The organism is Candidatus Aquicultor sp., assembly GCA_036504445.1.
Classification (GTDB): Bacteria; Actinomycetota; Aquicultoria; order Aquicultorales; family Aquicultoraceae; genus DASXVE01.
Map to the genome: position 1 here is coordinate 70,128 of DASXVE010000030.1, position 16,193 is coordinate 86,320.

The 16,193-nt window shown below is 53.3% G+C and carries 15 protein-coding genes and 2 tRNA genes; 11 read left to right on the plus strand and 6 right to left on the minus strand.

The window, feature by feature from the left end; genetic code table 11:
• Positions 1-11: 11 nt before the first annotated feature.
• Positions 12-506, minus strand: coding sequence for a DUF4446 family protein (locus VGK02_10575; protein HEY3375485.1), 495 nt, complete (start codon positions 504-506; stop codon positions 12-14).
• Positions 507-641: 135 nt separating this feature from the next.
• Between VGK02_10575 and larC the strand changes: the two genes are divergently transcribed.
• Complete coding sequence (gene larC / locus VGK02_10580; protein HEY3375486.1) at positions 642-1,811, plus strand: nickel pincer cofactor biosynthesis protein LarC; 1,170 nt, start codon at positions 642-644, stop codon at positions 1,809-1,811.
• Between the two features lie 6 nt (positions 1,812-1,817).
• On the plus strand, positions 1,818-2,411 hold the full coding sequence (locus VGK02_10585) for a nucleotidyl transferase AbiEii/AbiGii toxin family protein (GenBank protein HEY3375487.1): 594 nt from the start codon (positions 1,818-1,820) through the stop codon (positions 2,409-2,411).
• 26 nt (positions 2,412-2,437) lie between these two features.
• Here the strand turns inward: VGK02_10585 and VGK02_10590 are convergent, their stop codons facing one another.
• Together VGK02_10590 and VGK02_10595 are read right to left on the minus strand one after the other, a co-directional pair.
• Positions 2,438-3,151 carry a metallophosphoesterase gene (locus tag VGK02_10590; protein ID HEY3375488.1) on the minus strand — a complete coding sequence of 238 codons (714 nt, stop codon included), beginning with the start codon at positions 3,149-3,151 and terminating at the stop codon, positions 2,438-2,440.
• A 134-nt stretch (positions 3,152-3,285) separates the two neighbouring features.
• Positions 3,286-3,369: transfer RNA gene (locus VGK02_10595), tRNA-Leu, on the minus strand.
• Positions 3,370-3,536: 167 nt separating this feature from the next.
• Between VGK02_10595 and VGK02_10600 the strand changes: the two genes are divergently transcribed.
• From VGK02_10600 to VGK02_10640, 9 genes are all read left to right on the plus strand, one after another.
• On the plus strand, positions 3,537-5,321 hold the full coding sequence (locus tag VGK02_10600) for a serine/threonine-protein kinase (protein ID HEY3375489.1): 1,785 nt from the start codon (positions 3,537-3,539) through the stop codon (positions 5,319-5,321).
• A complete protein-coding gene (locus tag VGK02_10605) occupies positions 5,318-6,049 on the plus strand; it encodes a DUF3662 and FHA domain-containing protein (GenBank protein HEY3375490.1) in 732 nt (243 codons plus the stop codon). The genes VGK02_10600 and VGK02_10605 overlap by 4 nt, the downstream gene beginning before the upstream one ends.
• Positions 6,042-6,473 (plus strand): FHA domain-containing protein, encoded by a 432-nt coding sequence (locus VGK02_10610; GenBank protein HEY3375491.1) that lies wholly within the window; start codon positions 6,042-6,044, stop codon positions 6,471-6,473. The genes VGK02_10605 and VGK02_10610 overlap by 8 nt, the downstream gene beginning before the upstream one ends.
• Positions 6,470-7,222 (plus strand): Stp1/IreP family PP2C-type Ser/Thr phosphatase, encoded by a 753-nt coding sequence (locus VGK02_10615; GenBank protein HEY3375492.1) that lies wholly within the window; start codon positions 6,470-6,472, stop codon positions 7,220-7,222. Before VGK02_10610 ends, VGK02_10615 begins: the two co-directional genes overlap by 4 nt.
• Positions 7,223-7,327: 105 nt before the next feature.
• Positions 7,328-8,488 carry an FtsW/RodA/SpoVE family cell cycle protein gene (locus VGK02_10620; protein HEY3375493.1) on the plus strand — a complete coding sequence of 387 codons (1,161 nt, stop codon included), beginning with the start codon at positions 7,328-7,330 and terminating at the stop codon, positions 8,486-8,488.
• A complete protein-coding gene (locus VGK02_10625) occupies positions 8,485-9,879 on the plus strand; it encodes a penicillin-binding protein 2 (protein HEY3375494.1) in 1,395 nt (464 codons plus the stop codon). Before VGK02_10620 ends, VGK02_10625 begins: the two co-directional genes overlap by 4 nt.
• A 155-nt stretch (positions 9,880-10,034) precedes the next feature.
• Complete coding sequence (pknB, locus tag VGK02_10630) at positions 10,035-11,885, plus strand: Stk1 family PASTA domain-containing Ser/Thr kinase (protein HEY3375495.1); 1,851 nt, start codon at positions 10,035-10,037, stop codon at positions 11,883-11,885.
• Between the two features lie 157 nt (positions 11,886-12,042).
• Positions 12,043-12,831, plus strand: coding sequence for a flagellar motor protein (locus tag VGK02_10635; GenBank protein ID HEY3375496.1), 789 nt, complete (start codon positions 12,043-12,045; stop codon positions 12,829-12,831).
• A gap of 18 nt (positions 12,832-12,849) precedes the next feature.
• Positions 12,850-13,716 carry a flagellar motor protein MotB gene (locus tag VGK02_10640; protein HEY3375497.1) on the plus strand — a complete coding sequence of 289 codons (867 nt, stop codon included), beginning with the start codon at positions 12,850-12,852 and terminating at the stop codon, positions 13,714-13,716.
• 34 nt (positions 13,717-13,750) lie between these two features.
• On the opposite strand, the gene VGK02_10645 is transcribed toward VGK02_10640, so the two are convergent.
• The 3 genes from VGK02_10645 to VGK02_10655 all read right to left on the minus strand — a co-directional run bounded on the left by VGK02_10645 (position 13,751) and on the right by VGK02_10655 (position 16,185).
• A tRNA-Gly gene (locus VGK02_10645) sits at positions 13,751-13,823 on the minus strand.
• A gap of 95 nt (positions 13,824-13,918) precedes the next feature.
• On the minus strand, positions 13,919-15,226 hold the full coding sequence (locus VGK02_10650; protein ID HEY3375498.1) for a S8 family peptidase: 1,308 nt from the start codon (positions 15,224-15,226) through the stop codon (positions 13,919-13,921).
• Between the two features lie 50 nt (positions 15,227-15,276).
• Positions 15,277-16,185 (minus strand): permease, encoded by a 909-nt coding sequence (locus VGK02_10655; GenBank protein HEY3375499.1) that lies wholly within the window; start codon positions 16,183-16,185, stop codon positions 15,277-15,279.
• Between the last annotated feature and the right edge of the window lie 8 nt (positions 16,186-16,193).

The following is a 16,193-nucleotide window of genomic DNA, read 5'->3' on the forward strand; positions in this document are numbered from 1 at the left end:
CCCTGCCCAGTCTAAGCCCTGTTCGGTACAGTGCCGAGCGCCTGAGAGATGGCCTGGCGTTCTTCACCCGAGAGATTATATTCCGAGTCGCCCTGACGAATCATCTTTGCATAGCATCTGCTTTCCTGGCGCCCGTTAATGGCGCAGATAACCATGCCGTCCCCATTATTATCGAGCAGTGCCGCCGCAAAGCTTAGCTTTCCGCCGGTATCCTCAAAGGCGTCGAAACGCACTACCCCGACTCGTTGTACCGCTCTTTGAAGCAGATGACTGAGCTCTACCTGTTCGGATTTTATAGCATCGAGCTCGGTGCGTACCGCGGTGAACTCGGTCAAACTCTGTTTAACCGCGCCGACAAAGTCCCCGTTCTCACCGGCTTGCGCGATAGCTTTTTCTCTTGTAGTAATCTTTCCTACACGTATACTAATGACAAGGATCCAGATCGCCAAAATTAGCCAGCCGGCTGCGGAGATTGTTGCAACAAGACTACCATTAATTGCTTCCATTGCCACCCCTTTGGTCGCAGAGACTATTACGTCATAATTGTCACAGATTATACACTAGATATCCGCTATTTGCATCATGGGAACTGGTATATAAGCAGCATAAGGCATACGTCAATTGGTAGGAGGCTTTTTAACATGAAAGTTGCATATATTGACTGTTTTGCAGGTGTGAGCGGCGACATGTTTGCCGGTGCGCTGCTTGACGCGGGATTGCCGATCGGCGTCCTCGAAAAAGAGCTCGCGAAACTCCCCGTCGGCGATTACGAGATATCGGCGAAAAAGGTGCTCAAGCAGCATATCAGTGCGACCAAATTTACAGTTACGGTCGGGGAACAGCATATCGTTCGAACGTGGCGCAATGTACGCGAGCTCATCGAAGCGAGTTCGCTCGATTACGCGATTAAGGTAGACTCGCTCGCCGTCTTTGCGCGAATTGCAAACGCCGAGGCGAAAGTGCACGGCAAACCGGTTGAACAGGTTCACTTTCATGAGGTCGGCGCGGTCGATTCTATCGTCGATATCGTCGCCGGTGTTGTGGGCGTACATCATTTAGGCATCGAGAAACTCTATTCATCACCGGTGGCAACCGGCACCGGCATGGTTAAGACCGAGCACGGCACTCTCCCCGTTCCTGCTCCGGCAACGCTCGAGATACTGGAAGGCGCGCCGATCTATGGCGGCGGTATCACCGCCGAGCTGACGACCCCGACCGGAGCGGCGCTGCTCATGCACTTCGCCACGTTTGTTGAAGATATCCCGCAGAACAAGCTTGAGGCCACCGGCTACGGCGCGGGCAGCAGCACGCTTGAAATACCCAATGTGGTACGCATCCTCGTTGGGGAAGAAGAGCGGGTCGCAGAACAAGACGTAGTGCTTCTTGAGACCAATATCGATGACGCACCGGCCGAAGTTTTGGGTTACACCATGCAGGCGCTCTTTGAGCTCGGCGCGCTCGACGTTTGGTTCATCCCGATTGAAATGAAAAAGAGCCGCCCAGCGGTGATGCTGAGCGCTCTTACCCCGATGGGCATCGAAGAGCAAGCCATCGATGTCATATTCGCCGAAACCTCGACGCTCGGCGTACGCGTACGCCGACAATCGCGACGGATTGCCGAGCGAGAAATAATAAGCGTGGACACGCCTTTTGGTAAGGTGCGAGCTAAAGTGGGCACATATAAGGGAAAAATTATCGCCGTTTCGCCGGAATATGAAGATGTAAGCAAGCTCGCCCTTGCAACAGGGCGTCCTTTCAAGGATATCTTTGACGCCGCCCGGCAAGCGGCGAGTTCAATTAGAAATAGGTGATCGTGTATGCCGGCATGGCATATCTTTATGGAGGCGGCAAAAACACTTGATGATGCCGGAATCGATTTTGTATTATGCGGTGGAATCGCGGTGCGGCTCTATGGTCGAGTTCGAGAAACCACCGATGTTGATTTTCTGATCAGCGAAGAGGACGTGGACCAAGCGCTCGAATTTCTCGGTGAAGCCGGGTTTAAGATAAAGCGAACCGATCCGAGGTGGCTGTTCCAGGCATTTAAGGATACCTCCAAGGTCGACCTCATCTTCGAGGCGATGGGTGCCGTTCGCCTTTCCGAGGAAGTCAGGGAGCATGCCAAACCGGCTGAGATTGAGGGCTACACCTACCGCGTTATCGCGCCGGAAGATCTGCTCATTATGAAGGCTCATTCGTTGAGCGAAGAGCGGCCGCGCGATCTGTTCGATGCGTTTTCGATTATTAAAGAGACCGATGGGAAATTGGATTGGCATTATTTTCTCGACCGCTCCCGCCCCCGGGCACAGCGGATGCTTGGCCTCCTGCTCTTTGCCAAATCCGAACATGAAATATCCGCATTTGTGCCGGGCTGGGTAATCCAGCGGCTGGTGAGCTATCTTCCTACGTAACGGCGAGTCATCGCCCTGCTCACTAATTATTTACTGAGGGGAAAGATACCGTACGGACGCCCCATGGTCGGCAAAGCGACATTTCGAACCGGCACGCCGCCAGCCGTAATACCCTTCTCGCTGCCGTAGTGCGCGTGCCCGTGAAAGACCAGGTCGGCCCCGAGTTTGTCGATCGGTTCGGCCATAATCGATGCGCCGAGGAAAGCGTACACCTCGGGGGGCTCGCCGAACAGTGTATCTTTGATCGGCGAGTAGTGCAGCAAGACAATGCGATAATCGCTCTCCAGAGACAATAAGCCACGACGGATGCGCTCCGCTTCGTTGACGCCTTCCCGATACATCAAGCGAAATATCTCTTCACCAAAATCGGGAAGCGCCCTGATACCGAACCCGCCGCCAAAGCCCTTGGTTCCTACAAATCCGATCGTTTCATTATCTACCTGGATAACGGTGGTTTGCCCGTCGAGAACGGTAATGCCCCCATCAAGAAGAACCTGGGCGATGTCTTCTTGTTGGCGCATATGGTAATCGTGGTTTCCCAGCACGGTAACCACCGGAATCCGTGCGTCCGCTAGGGATTCGACCAGATATTTTGCCTCGTCGGCAAGGCCGTGCGCGGTGAGGTCGCCGGCAATCGCCAGCACATCGGCCTTGGTATGAATATTTGTAAAGCCCGCCTGGAGCATTTGCACATTACCCCGCTGGGCATGCACGTCACCGACGGCGGCGATTCGCACCATACATTGCATTCCCCCACACAAATATTCCACTTCGTAAGCATATTAAGGCGTCCTGAGCGAAAACCGGCTAAAAAATATAGGCTTGCTCGAGGGTGAAATTACGCGTTAAAAAAGGGCCGCATGCGCGACCCCTGTGCGAGAAGGGGGACTTGAACCCCCACCCGGTTACCCGGACTAGACCCTGAACCTAGCGCGTCTGCCGATTCCGCCATTCTCGCGAGGATAACCTATGTAATAACCATTTACGAACTTGCGTTATGCTTGTAGCCTTTTGTTTCGTGTAGATTCTGCTAACATAGAAGCTGCGCAGATTAGAATATACCATTTTACCGACTTTCGCAATATGGGCAAGGACAAAGCCCTTATAACATCGAAGTAGTATTAGATGAACTCTAAGACGGACGACCTCCTACTAAACCGATACGAAATTATCTCTAAGCTCGGTAGCGGCGGCTTCTCCGATGTCTACAAAGCTTTTGATACCCGCATGGAACGAGAAGTCGCTATTAAGCGCATCCGGTTGCAGCGAAATTCTGCCGAGCGGGTATTGCGCGAGGCGCGAACCGTTGCGCTCTTAAACCACCCCAATATCGTCACCATGCATGAGTTTGAGGAAGACGGCGACGCGTGTTATCTCATCATGGAGCTTATCGAGGGCGTACCGCTCTCCGAAGTAATCGCCCAGGAAGCGCCGCTTGCCCAGCACGAGACGATCGCCATCGCCATTGAGATCTGCAGGGCGCTCGAGGCGGCGCACGCCAACGGGATCGTCCACCGTGATATTAAACCGGATAATGTGATGATTCTCTATGACGGGCGCTTGAAAGTTATGGATTTCGGAATCGCCCGTATCAAGGGCGCTTCAACCGCGACCAGCGGAGATATCATCGGAACATTCGCCTATATGTCCCCCGAACAAACGCGGGGCGAGCTTGTTGACGAGCGAAGCGACATCTTTTCGCTCGGAACGGTTTTATACGAGATGCTGACCAAACGCGCGCCCTTTAGCGGCGGTACTGTCCCCGAAACGTTGCACTGCGTCCAGACCGTCGAGCCGCCCCCGCCGAGCACGTTTAACCAGGCGGTCAGCCCCGAGCTCGACGCCTGCGTGATGACGGCTTTAGCGAAAGATATATACTCGCGCTATCCAAAGGCAGCCGATTTAAGAGAGCATTTAGAATACATCCGAACCAGCATTACGCCGGCCGATGTTATTCTCGCAGGATTGGCCGACCGGTGCGCCTATGCCGAAGACGAGGACCAGATTGATTTAGATGACATTGAGACGTGGCGGACCAGATTGTGGCATGGGATTAGCGAGCGCTCAACCGTTATCGCGAGAACCTCGGTCGCCGCGGCGCTGGCATATCCGTTTTTACCGATACTGCACGAATGGTTCGGCATACCGACCGGTGTCGCCGGTTTTGCCGCGACGATTATTTTCCTTGCGGTGCTCCTGCACCCGGAATACGGTATCGGTATTTCGTTTCTCATGCTGGCGCTAGCCACGCTGCGCCAATCCTTTGGCTTATCTATTATCCTGGCGCTCACCCTCGGGCCATACTGGTACGTTATCTCGCGCCGGTGGCCGCTTATCTCCGTTGCGCCGGTCGGCGGTGTAGCATGCGGGCTCCTTAAATTGCCGTTTGTATTTCCGATTCTTTCAGGCTTGCTCGCCCGCCCTCTCGCGGCGGCAGCCGGCGCCGGCCTTGGCTGTTTACTCTTTGAACTGACGACGATTTTCTTGCCGCATAGCGCAATGCCCGAACTCATCAAAAGCTACGGCGTGTGGGAGGCGATCCGGGGTGACTTCAACCCGGTGCATGTCGCGAGCTTGATTATAGCACCATTTATTAAATATCCTCTTTTGCTTCTACAGCCGTTTCTCTGGGCCGCCGTCGGCTGGTTTACGTCGATAGTGCGCGGCTCACGCCGTTGGGCCAGCGCGACCATTGCGGGGTTCGTCGCCCTAGTTATGGGTTACCAGAGCTTGCTAAGCAAGTTCGGTAGCAGCCAATTTGATACGGGCGCCTTGATGCAGGCTCTGTCATTTTCACTTATAATACTTTTACTGCTTCTCATCTTCCGGCCCCCGGCATGGGAAGCAGATGTGGAACCGGAAATTGTGGACGAATACGCTGATGAGTCCACGTCGGAGGTAGTTTCGTGAGTTTGCTTCGCGATTTTGAAAACAGGCTCGAATCGATTTTCGAGGGATTTTTCGCCAAACAATTTAAATCCGGCGTGCAGCCGGTGGAAATAGCAAAAAAGCTGGCGCGGGAGATGGATTCCAACCGCACCATCAGCGTTTCGAAACTCTACGTACCCAATCGCTTTACGATTACAGTTAGCGAAGAGGACGCCAAGCGTCTCAAGCAATTCGAAAAAGACCTGGTGGCCGAGTTGCAAAGTTTCCTCTTCTCGCACGCCGAAGAAGAAGGGTACGATCTCCTCGGGCGTCCGCGAATCGAGTTCACGCCATCACCTGAACTCTCACTCGGTGAAGTAATAATTTCAAGCTGTCTGGAAAGCTGCGACACCAATGAGGTTGCCGTGCCAATAGAACAAACGCGCGTGGTAAGACCTATCCCTTATCGTGAGAAACAGGCATATCTAGTCCGGGTAACGAATGACGGTGAGACGAAAATCGCGCTCGATGATAGAGCGATGCGCATAGGGCGCTCGGCCGATAACCATGTCGTCATCCCCGATCCTAATGTTTCGCGGCACCATGCACAAATCGATGCCAACGGTGAGAGTTACGTGCTGCGCGATCTTAACAGCACGAACGGCACGTTAGTTAACGGATCGAAGGTGGTCTCGCATGTGCTGAAAGCCGGTGACCAGGTAACAATCGGCATGACCAAGTTCATCTTCAGGAGCGATGCGCATGTTTAATGAAGTAACGCTCGCCCTGCAAGCAGCGCTGATTGTGCTTCTTTATCTCTTCGTGTTTGTTACAGTTCGAGTTATCGCACGCGACACGAGCTCCATGTCTCAGGTCGCGCCAAAAGCAACGAGGGTTATCGATGAGCAAGCTGATCTTTTGGTGACCAATGCCGGCAACGGGAGTGCAAGCTACCCGATTTACGAACAACTTCTGATCGGGCGCAGTCCCGATTGTGATATCGTTCTTGAAGACAGCTTTGTCTCCGGGCACCACGCGCGCGTGTACCGCACGTCGTCCACGTATTGGCTCGAAGACTTGCATAGCACGAACGGTACGATGTATAAAGGTACGCAGATCGAACAACCTATCGAACTCGCCAAAGGCAGCGAGTTCAGTATTGGCCAAAACGCGTTTCAACTTATATGCTCATGAGATTCTTTGCAGTTACTGACGTCGGTAAAAAGAGAACGCTAAACGAAGACAACTATATCGCTGATGGCACGATTTTTGCTGTCGCTGACGGTATGGGCGGGCACCGTGCGGGCGAAGTGGCAAGCGCGATGGCGCTCGATGCCTTGCACTTTGGGCTCACCAAGCGTAGCAAAGAATCGGTCGGGGAGCGGCTCGTCGAATCCATCAAACGAGCGAATAAAAAAGTACACGAGACGGCGGTGCGCGATACCGACCACCGTGGTATGGGTACCACACTTACCGTTGCAGTCGCGCACGATGATGCTACGCTCTATGTCGGCCATGTCGGCGACAGTAGGCTTTACCTGCTTCGCGATGGTTTATTAAAGCAGCTTACCACCGATCACTCACTGGTTGCACAGATGGTAGCGAGCGGGCACCTGAAACCGGAAGAGGCCGAAGTCCACCCGCAGCGCAGCGTGATCACCCGGGCAATCGGCAGCGAAGTAGATGTTAAGATCGATACCTTTACCCAAGAAGTGTTGCCGAATGACCGCTATTTGCTCTGCACCGATGGGTTATCGGGCATGCTCACAGACGATGTGATCGCCGAGGTTCTGCGCGACCACAGCGACATCCAAGACGCCGCACGGGAGCTCGTATCCTGGGCAAACGATCGTGGCGGCAACGATAATATCACGGTAATTATGTTTGAGCCGGGAGAAAATCAAACAAGTTTTTTAAGCCGCCTTCTACGGCCGGGACGGTGATGTACCCTGCAGCGCCGTAACATCGAACTCATCCTACTCGTCATCGTACTTTTAGTTATAGCTACCGGATTATTCCTAAGCTCCCAGACCATGCATGCGCCTATTGTGCCTGTTCTTGAGCTCGTCGGCTTTCTCGCAGCCGCCTTTATCGCGATACATATCGCGCTACGCATTTTTCTTAAAGAAGCCGATCCTGTCTTATTACCCTTGGCTGCGTGCTTAACCGGTATCGGCCTGACCATGATCTGGCGCTTAAAGCCCGATCTGGGACCGGCACAATCTACATGGCTGCTTACCAGTACGGTAGCGCTGATTGTGGCGATCGGCTTTTTTAAGCGCTACCAAACGCTAAAAGATTATAAATATACCTGGGCGATTCTCGGTATTATTCTGCTGTTTGCACCGATTTTCGTCGGCGCCGAGCGCGGCGGCGCCCGGCTGTGGATCGATTTCGGGCCGATTTCATTTCAACCGGCGGAGATCGCCAAAATACTGTTTGTACTGTTCTTAGCTGCCTACCTGGGCGAAAAGCGCGAGCTGCTTTCGGTTTCGACCCGGCGGGCGTACGGCATGTGGCTGCCCGAGCCAAAACACTTAGCGCCAGTGGTCATCATGTGGCTTATATCGCTCAGCATCCTCGTGCTCGAGCGCGACCTTGGGACATCACTCCTGTTCTTCGGCCTGTTTCTTGCCATGCTCTACGTTGCGACCGGCCGGACGATGTATGTAACGTTTGGGCTCGTATTGTTTGCCGGTGGTGCGCTTGCGTGCTACTTTATGTTTTCGCACGTGCAAACTCGTGTCGATATCTGGCTTAACCCGTGGGCCGACCCGGCGGGCAAAGGGTATCAAGTTGTGCAATCCCTGTTTGCAATCGCAAGCGGTGGGCTCACCGGCACCGGGCTCGGGCTCGGCCATCCAACACTCATCCCGGCGGTACAAACCGATTTTATCTTCTCGGCGGTCGCTGAGGAGCTCGGGCTTCTCGGCGGGCTTGCGGTTATCGTCATGTACCTGCTTTTTGTCGCCCGAGGCCTCAAAGCCGCCCTGGTGGCACACGATGATTTTGGGCGCCTCGTCGCCGTCGGGCTCTCGTGCGTTTTTGGTCTGCAGGCCTTTTCAATCATTGGCGGCGTTACCAAGTTTATCCCGCTTACCGGCGTGACCCTTCCCTTTATGAGTTACGGCGGAAGTTCCATTTTGATGAACTTCATCCTGCTCGGACTATTGTTAACCATCTCGGCGAGGGCGGGTGTGCGCTCATGAATAAACGCATAGGCCGCCTGGCGGCGTTTTTCTGTGCGTTGTTTTTAATGCTTATCGGCAATCTAACGTATTTGCAGTTTATCGCCGTGCGCGATCTTACTACCAGGCCGGAGAACGTTCGCCCGCTCCTGGCGGAACAACGCATTCAGCGAGGCAACATCATGACCGCAGACGGGGCGATTCTGGCAACCAGTAAAAAGACCTCAGACGGATACCTGCGCCTCTATCCAGAGGGGAAAATCACCGCACCGATCACCGGTTTTTACTCGAAAAAATACCGGCGGGCGGGCCTCGAGCTTCAGTGTGACGATTATCTAACCGGCCAATCAAAACTGTCTTCAATCGATGACTACTTTATGCGCCTTCTTGGTAAGGAATCGCCCGGTGATAGCATAATATTGACGCTTGATATGGGCTTGCAGCGCGCGGCGTATCGCGCGCTTGGCAGACAAAAAGGCGCGGTGGTCGCCCTTGATCCCCGAACAGGTAAGGTCCTTGCCCTGGTAAGTAAACCAAGTTACGACCCAAATGATATTGATACGCAGTGGAAAACGCTGGCGATCGATCCGTCCGGGCCTCTGGTAAATCGGGCAATTAAGGGTAAATTCACACCTGGTTCATCGTTTAAAATCATTACAGCGACTGCAGCGCTTGAAAGCGGGAACGTTACAACGGAAACCGTATTTAAGGGCCCCGGCAGCCTCCATATCTACGGTGGGAAAGTTACCAATTTCGAGAGCACGAGCTACAACTCACTTACCTTCGCGCAAGCGTTCGCAAAGTCGGTAAACACCGCGTTTGCGCGGATTGGGACGGATTTAGGTGGGTCCAGGCTTGTTGGGGCGGCTGAAGCGTTTGGGTTTAATGATAAGCCTCCGTTTGACCTGCCAACCGCGCAGAGTAGCATACCACCGGCATCGCAGCTCGACGAGCTTGAAGTCGCGTGGTCGGCGGTCGGGCAAGGCCGCATACAGGCAACACCGCTTGAGATGGCGCTGGTTGCGAGCGCGGTCGCTCATAACGGGATCATCATGCGCCCGTACCTCATCGACAAAATTGTGCGGCATGACGGTGAGGTTGCGTTCACACAAGAACCGGAGCGCTGGCGTAGCCCCATGACAAAGCAAACAGCACAAACGGTAAAAGACCTCATGGTAGGTGTCGTCGAGCACGGGACAGGCACGCGGGCGCGCATTAATTCGGTTACGGTCGCCGGTAAAACCGGTACAGCCGAAGTTGGCAGCAGAGCGCCGCACGCCTGGTTTGTAGGATTTGCACCGGCAGAGAATCCGCAAATTGCGGTCGCGGTAGTTGTCGAAAATGGTGGAGTCGGTGGGCGTATTGCCGCGCCGATTGCTAAAGACGTGATTGAAGCAGCATTATGCAAATAACGTTGAGTCTGGTAATATAAAGACAATCCGGACCCTGCAATACCGACAAAACGGCATATAAAAGCATGCGCCATAAATGACAACTTTTTACGCAGGAATATCGTTAGTATATGAAAAAGTATTAGAGCTAATAAAGGTGGCGTCCTGGAGAACACATGGAGCAGCAGACATTCAACGATAGGTATAAAGTTATTGCGAAAATCGGAGCGGGTGGCATGGCTGAAGTGTACAAAGCCATCGATACCGTTCTCGACCGGCCGGTTGCAATAAAAGTATTACACCGGCACTTTGCTGAAGACGAGGATTTCGTCTCCCGCTTTCGGCGCGAGGCGCAAGCGGCAGCCGGCCTAAATCACCCCAACATCGTTAGTATCTACGATTGGGGCAGCCAAAACGGTACGTATTTTATCGTTATGGAGCTGCTTGAAGGGGAAAGCCTCAAACATTACATCAACTCAAAGGGCACGCTAGAGCCAAGTGAAGCAATGGAGATTGCTAAGAAAGTGCTCTCAGCGCTAAATTTTGCCCACAAACACGACATCATCCACCGGGACATCAAACCCCATAACATTATTTTGACCAGCGAAGGCGAAGTCAAAGTGACCGATTTCGGTATCGCACGGGCCGGAGCGTCGACGATGACGCAAACCGGTACCATCCTTGGTACTGCCCACTACCTTTCCCCCGAGCAGGCGCGCGGCCAGGATGTCGGGATAACGTCCGATATCTACTCTGCAGGTGTGGTACTCTACGAAATGGTTACGGGAAAAGTGCCGTTTGATGGTGAAAACCCGGTCGCTATTGCCCTTAAGCATGTGCATGAGATGCCGGTTCGGCCTCGCGAGCTAAATCCGCACCTACCTGAGTCGCTGCAGACTATCATCGCAAAAGCAATGGCTAAGAACCCTGATAGCCGTTATCAGAACGCGGCCGAGATGCGAAGCGACATTATGCGTTTGATGGAGGGTATGCCAATCGTTGCGCTCGCCCCCGATGAGCAGGAAACGATGATTATGGCTCCGCCAAGCAAAACCGGGCGAATTGAACGCCCCGCATATCGTGAGCCGGTTCGCCGGCGGAGGAGGGGCGCGGCGCCCCTCCTGGTTGTTCTCATCCTGCTCATTATGTCGGCGGGTGCGGCCGGGGGTTGGTTCGCATTAAAATCCGGCTTCCTCAACATGAAGCCGGTAATCGTAATGCCTGAATTACGTAACAAGACGGTTGATGAGGCGCAGCGTATGCTCCGTGAGCGTAAGCTAAGACCTAAAGTTTCCGAAGCATATAGTAATACTCTTGGCGCAGGCCTCGTTATCAATCAAAATCCCGACGTCGGCGAAAAGGTCTCCGAAGGTGATACCGTTGATCTCACGGTAAGTAAAGGGCAAGAGACAAAATCGGTTCCCGATGTGAGCGGTGATACATCTGCAGCCGCGGCAACCACATTGGTTAAGGCAGGTCTTGACGTCGGCGATTCGAATTATGAATACAGCGATGAGGTCGGCGAGGGCACAGTCATCCGCACCGAGCCGGCAGCCGGCGATAATGTCCCGGTTGCGACTAAAGTCAATCTCATTATCAGTAAAGGCCAGGCAGCGGTCCAGGTGCCGGATGTATACGGCAAGCCCTCAGCGGATGCCGAAACCACGCTTAAAGAGGCAGGATTCCAGGTCACATTATCGGAAGAGTATAGCGATGACGCAACTAAGGGTATGGTAACGCGCACCTCGCCTGCAAGTGGGAATGAAGCGAAAAAGGGCTCGAACATTACGGTATACGTAAGCAAGGGGCCGCAAATGCTCACCGTGCCCGACGTCAGAGGCAAGTATGAAGATGAGGCCAAAAATGCCCTACAAAATGCCGGCTTTACAGTAAAAGTCGAGGTTATCGAGAATGTAAGTCCTGACAATGACAGTAAAGTCATAAGCCAAGAGCCGAGCAGCGGTGAGCAGATGAAAAAACGTGATGCTGCGGTGACAGTCTTTGTCGGGCAGGCGGCGCAACCATAATAAACTGCATGTAAGGGGCCCGAAAGGGCCCCTTTTTCGATTCTCCCTCTATATATGTGAACAATTAAAAACCTTAAGCGCATATTACGCTTTGCCGATACAAGTCATGTGGCATTTTACCACGTGAAATCGATTCTACTCGGCGGAGAGGTAATAAATGGATCTTGCAACGATTATTGGTATATTACTTGCCTTAGGCTCACTACTAGTTTCGGTTCTTTTAGAACAGGGAAACCTGATTGCGCTGGTAAATGTACCGGCTGCCGTTATCATTATTGGCGGCACTTTTGGCGCAACCATGGTCTGCTTTCCGATAAGCGCGGTCAAACTGCTTCCGAAATGGTTTCTGATCGCCATAAAGGAGCGCAAATCCGATACGCACCAGATGATCCATAAAATCGTTGAGCTTGCCGAGACTGCGCGGCGTGAGGGTATCCTCAAACTCGAAAACATGGTGGAAGACCTTGAGGATGAGTTTCTGCGTGAGGGCATAACGCTCGTTATCGACGGTACCGATTACGAGATAACAAAAACTATTCTTCGCACCGAACTTGAGCTAATGCAAGAGCGCCACCGCCTGGGGGCTAAATTCTTCGAAGCTGCCGGCGGCTTTGCACCGACCATGGGCATTATCGGTACGGTTATGGGCCTCGTCAACGTACTCGGAAACCTGTCCGATACGGCGAGCCTCGGTGGCTCGATTGCGACGGCATTTATTGCAACACTATACGGTATATCTACCGCCAATATATTTTGGCTCCCTCTTGCGTCAAAGCTCAAGGCGCGCAGCGAAAGCGAAGTATTCGTCCGCGAAATCATCATTGAGGGCGTGCTTGCCATCCAGGCCGGTGAGAGTCCGCGTATCATCGAAGATCGGCTCAAATCGTTCTTGCCGCCGCAAGAGCGGGAGATCGAGAAGCAGGAAAAAGTCGCCACACCTGCGTAGCACGCCAAGGAGTAGAGCATGGAACGAGGTAAACCCAAAGATGAAGGCCATGGCCCGAGTATGGAGCGATGGCTGTTAACATATTCCGATCTTATTACGCTATTGATGGCGTTTTTCGTCATTATGTACGCCATGTCGAATGTCGATGCGGTAAAATATGCGTCTATGGCCGACTCGCTTAAAGTCGCGATGGGACTTCAATCCCCAGGTTCACAGGTTGTCCCCAACATGATGAGCGGCGGCAAGACTAAGGATAAGAATTCGCTTAAGAATACCAAAAATACGGCTACACCATCGCTGAGCCAGGTTCGCAACTTCCGCGATGCTAAAGAGGAACAAGCATTTGCCGCGATGCTCAAAAAGATCAAAGACTATACCAAGAAAAAAGGGGTTACTGGTTTAGAGGCAAACGAGGACGCCCGCGGTGTTGTTATTAACCTCTCCGATAAGGTTCTATTTGATATCGGTAAGGCCGATCTTGCCCCAAGTGCCCAGGCAATCCTAAGCGACCTCGCAGGGATAGTTCTTCCAACCGGAAAACAGATTAAGGTCGAGGGTCATACCGATAATATCCCGATCAAAAACGACCGCTACCCGTCAAACTGGCAGCTCTCAACCGATCGCGCTACCAACGTCATCATGTACTGGATCAACCGATTCCCAAGCGTAAGCGACAGGCTTTCAGCTGCTGGATACGGTGAGTACCGTCCGGTGGCATCGAACTTAACAGCTCAGGGACGCGCGAAAAACCGCCGCGTTGAAATTATTGTCCTTCGCGATATGCTTAGCATTGCCGAGCCGACTGCCAAAACCGAGACGAGCAAATCAACTACCAAAACGACGACCTCGTCATCAGCCCTCGGTGAACAGCTCCCTAAGAAATAAAAAGAAGCCACATGAACTTGTGGCTTCTTCCGTGAGCGGGCAACGAGACTCGAACTCGCGACCCTCAGCTTGGGAAGCTGATGCTCTACCAACTGAGCTATGCCCGCCTGCTATGTTTCGCGTACATATTATACCCGATTCGCCTGTGTGTGTTAAGACGTAGCGTGGGCTTGCTTTAACTGCTAACAGTCTATCGCGTCACCTACAAACCAAGCTCCTCCTCGAATGATTTCGGCTCCGGCGCGACCGGACGCGGCTTGCGGGGCCTATCTCGCCCGCGCTTTTTGCGCATTGAAGGGTCAAATAAGCCTGCGACCATGCCCAGCAATGCCGAACGAGGTGGCGATTGGTCAATTGGCTCCGGCGGGTTCTCATGGAGTTCCATATAGCGAAGAGCCGCTTCTACGTCAACCAGGCCGGCCCCTTGCGCATAATCATCAAGCTCTAGATCATCTGCAGTATGTAAAAGTGCTTCTCTTATAAGCTGCGGCGTTGAGATCGGCTTCGCTTGAAGCAAGAGAGCCACAAGCCCGCTCACATGCGGCGTTGCCATACTTGAACCGGTTGCAGAGGTATAGTACGTATCAACCGGCTTTCCCGCTTTGGTGCCCTTCGCTCGTACCGATACAATATCGACACCGGGCGCTACGAGTTCCGGTTTAAGCCGATCGTCCAGAGTCGGGCCGCGTGATGAAAACTCTGCAACAAGACGAGTCGTCGTAGCTACGCCCACAGTCAATGCCCGCCTGGCGGCGCCGGGGCTTCCGACAGTCCTGCGGTTTGGACCATCATTGCCGGCGGCCACACAGACAACAATCCCTTTATCGACCGCAATATCGCACATCAAAGAAAGCGCATCGCTGCCGGCCGACGGGCTCATTGTGCCAAGCGATAAGTTGATAATATCCGCACCGAGCTCGTACGCCCACTCGATAGCCGCCATACAATTACTCATCCGCCCGATACCGTCGGCTTTAAGCACTTTACCTGCGATGATAAGCGCCTCTGGGGCAACACCCTTATACATACCGCTTGAGCGGAAACCGCTGCCGGCCGCTACGCCGGCGACCAAGCTTCCATGCCCGTTATCTTTGAAGCCCTCGAGTGTAAAATCCCGCTCGGCAACAATACGCTCGGCAAAATCGGGATGTGCCATATCGATGCCCGTGTCCAAAACCGCGATTTTTACACCGCGACCGGATAAACCGTTCTCACGTGCGTATGGCGTACCGATTAACACACCGGATTCATCCAGTACCGCGTAGACGAGCTCATCCTCTTCAATGCGCTCAACCCACGGTTCGTGGGCGAGCTCTTCTATGGCGCCCGCAGGAATGCTGATCGCAACGGCGTTTGCCATGCGGACAACGTGCCGTATACTCACCGCCGGTAACCATAAAAGTTCTTTGATGAGATCCTGCTCGAGTACGCGCAAGGTCACAATGACGTCGATAAGCTTATCCTGCGGCATGTGTGAAATCGTTTCTGCTAGTCGAGCCGCTAGTTGCATAAAACCTCCTTGGGTTCGTTCCTGCAGATATTACTATTATTGCTAGTCCATTACAGGCCGGATACAACGAGTACGCTACCGATTAATGATGCGACGACCCAGCATATCGCCAAAAATGCAATTGTTTTGCGATACCCGAGCCAGCGTTTCATCGTAATAATCACCGGAAAATTGATAAGCGGCGCTGCCAGCATAAATGATACCGCCGCTCCCAATGTCATGCCTTTGTCGAGAAACACAAGCAGCAGCGGTATATCGGCGCCACCCGCCAGGTAAAACGGCAAACCTACAAGCGATGCCTTTACGGCGGATAGGTTGCCCGCAAAGAGCCCTTGAACTGTGCTTGACGGCATAAGGACATTAATCAGCGTTGCGATGGCAATGCTTAAGAATAACCAGGGCGCAGTAATCCGGACAAGCTGTACGATATTACACCATGCCCCGCCTATTGTCGGTTCATCCTCGCCGTCAAGTTCACCGGCTGCAATCTCACAAAACTCGCGGCTGCAAAGTGGTGCAACTTCGGCGTCCATGGCTGCTGCAGCAAAGCGCGGCTCGACAAAGCGGGTAATGATAAGCGAGAGAACGAGTGCAAACAACAGTGCCATAACCAGACGCAGAAGGGCAATGCGCCACCCCACTAATACAGTCATAAGTATTGTTGCGGTGCCGGCACCGGCACCGGCACCGATAAATGAGAGAACGGGCGTCCAAGAAGCGCCGCCTCTACGGGCAAGTGCGGCCATCGGCACCCGGCTCGCCGGCGTTGCGGGAAACAGTATGCCGAAGAAGACCGATATTAGCACCTCGCGCTTTTCGTTTTTCTTGATGAGGGTATCGAGCGTTCGCGCTGGAAAATACTCGAGCGCGACCGCGGCGATCAAAATCGCCGCCGCAAAAAATGGAAGAATATCAAGCGTGTAATTGTAAAATGTCCGCAGTATTTGTATAAAGATCAAGGCGCCCT

Coding starts and splice junctions, on each gene's coding strand:
- VGK02_10575 (HEY3375485.1), bottom strand. CDS start 506: ATGGAAGCAATTAATGGTAGTCTTGTTGCAACAATCTCCGCAGCCGGC.
- pknB (HEY3375495.1), top strand. CDS start 10,035: ATGGAGCAGCAGACATTCAACGATAGGTATAAAGTTATTGCGAAAATC.
- VGK02_10635 (HEY3375496.1), top strand. CDS start 12,043: ATGGATCTTGCAACGATTATTGGTATATTACTTGCCTTAGGCTCACTA.
- VGK02_10590 (HEY3375488.1), bottom strand. CDS start 3,151: ATGGTGCGAATCGCCGCCGTCGGTGACGTGCATGCCCAGCGGGGTAAT.
- VGK02_10625 (HEY3375494.1), top strand. CDS start 8,485: ATGAATAAACGCATAGGCCGCCTGGCGGCGTTTTTCTGTGCGTTGTTT.
- VGK02_10585 (HEY3375487.1), top strand. CDS start 1,818: ATGCCGGCATGGCATATCTTTATGGAGGCGGCAAAAACACTTGATGAT.
- larC (HEY3375486.1), top strand. CDS start 642: ATGAAAGTTGCATATATTGACTGTTTTGCAGGTGTGAGCGGCGACATG.
- VGK02_10650 (HEY3375498.1), bottom strand. CDS start 15,226: ATGCAACTAGCGGCTCGACTAGCAGAAACGATTTCACACATGCCGCAG.
- VGK02_10610 (HEY3375491.1), top strand. CDS start 6,042: ATGTTTAATGAAGTAACGCTCGCCCTGCAAGCAGCGCTGATTGTGCTT.
- VGK02_10600 (HEY3375489.1), top strand. CDS start 3,537: ATGAACTCTAAGACGGACGACCTCCTACTAAACCGATACGAAATTATC.
- VGK02_10615 (HEY3375492.1), top strand. CDS start 6,470: ATGAGATTCTTTGCAGTTACTGACGTCGGTAAAAAGAGAACGCTAAAC.
- VGK02_10640 (HEY3375497.1), top strand. CDS start 12,850: ATGGAACGAGGTAAACCCAAAGATGAAGGCCATGGCCCGAGTATGGAG.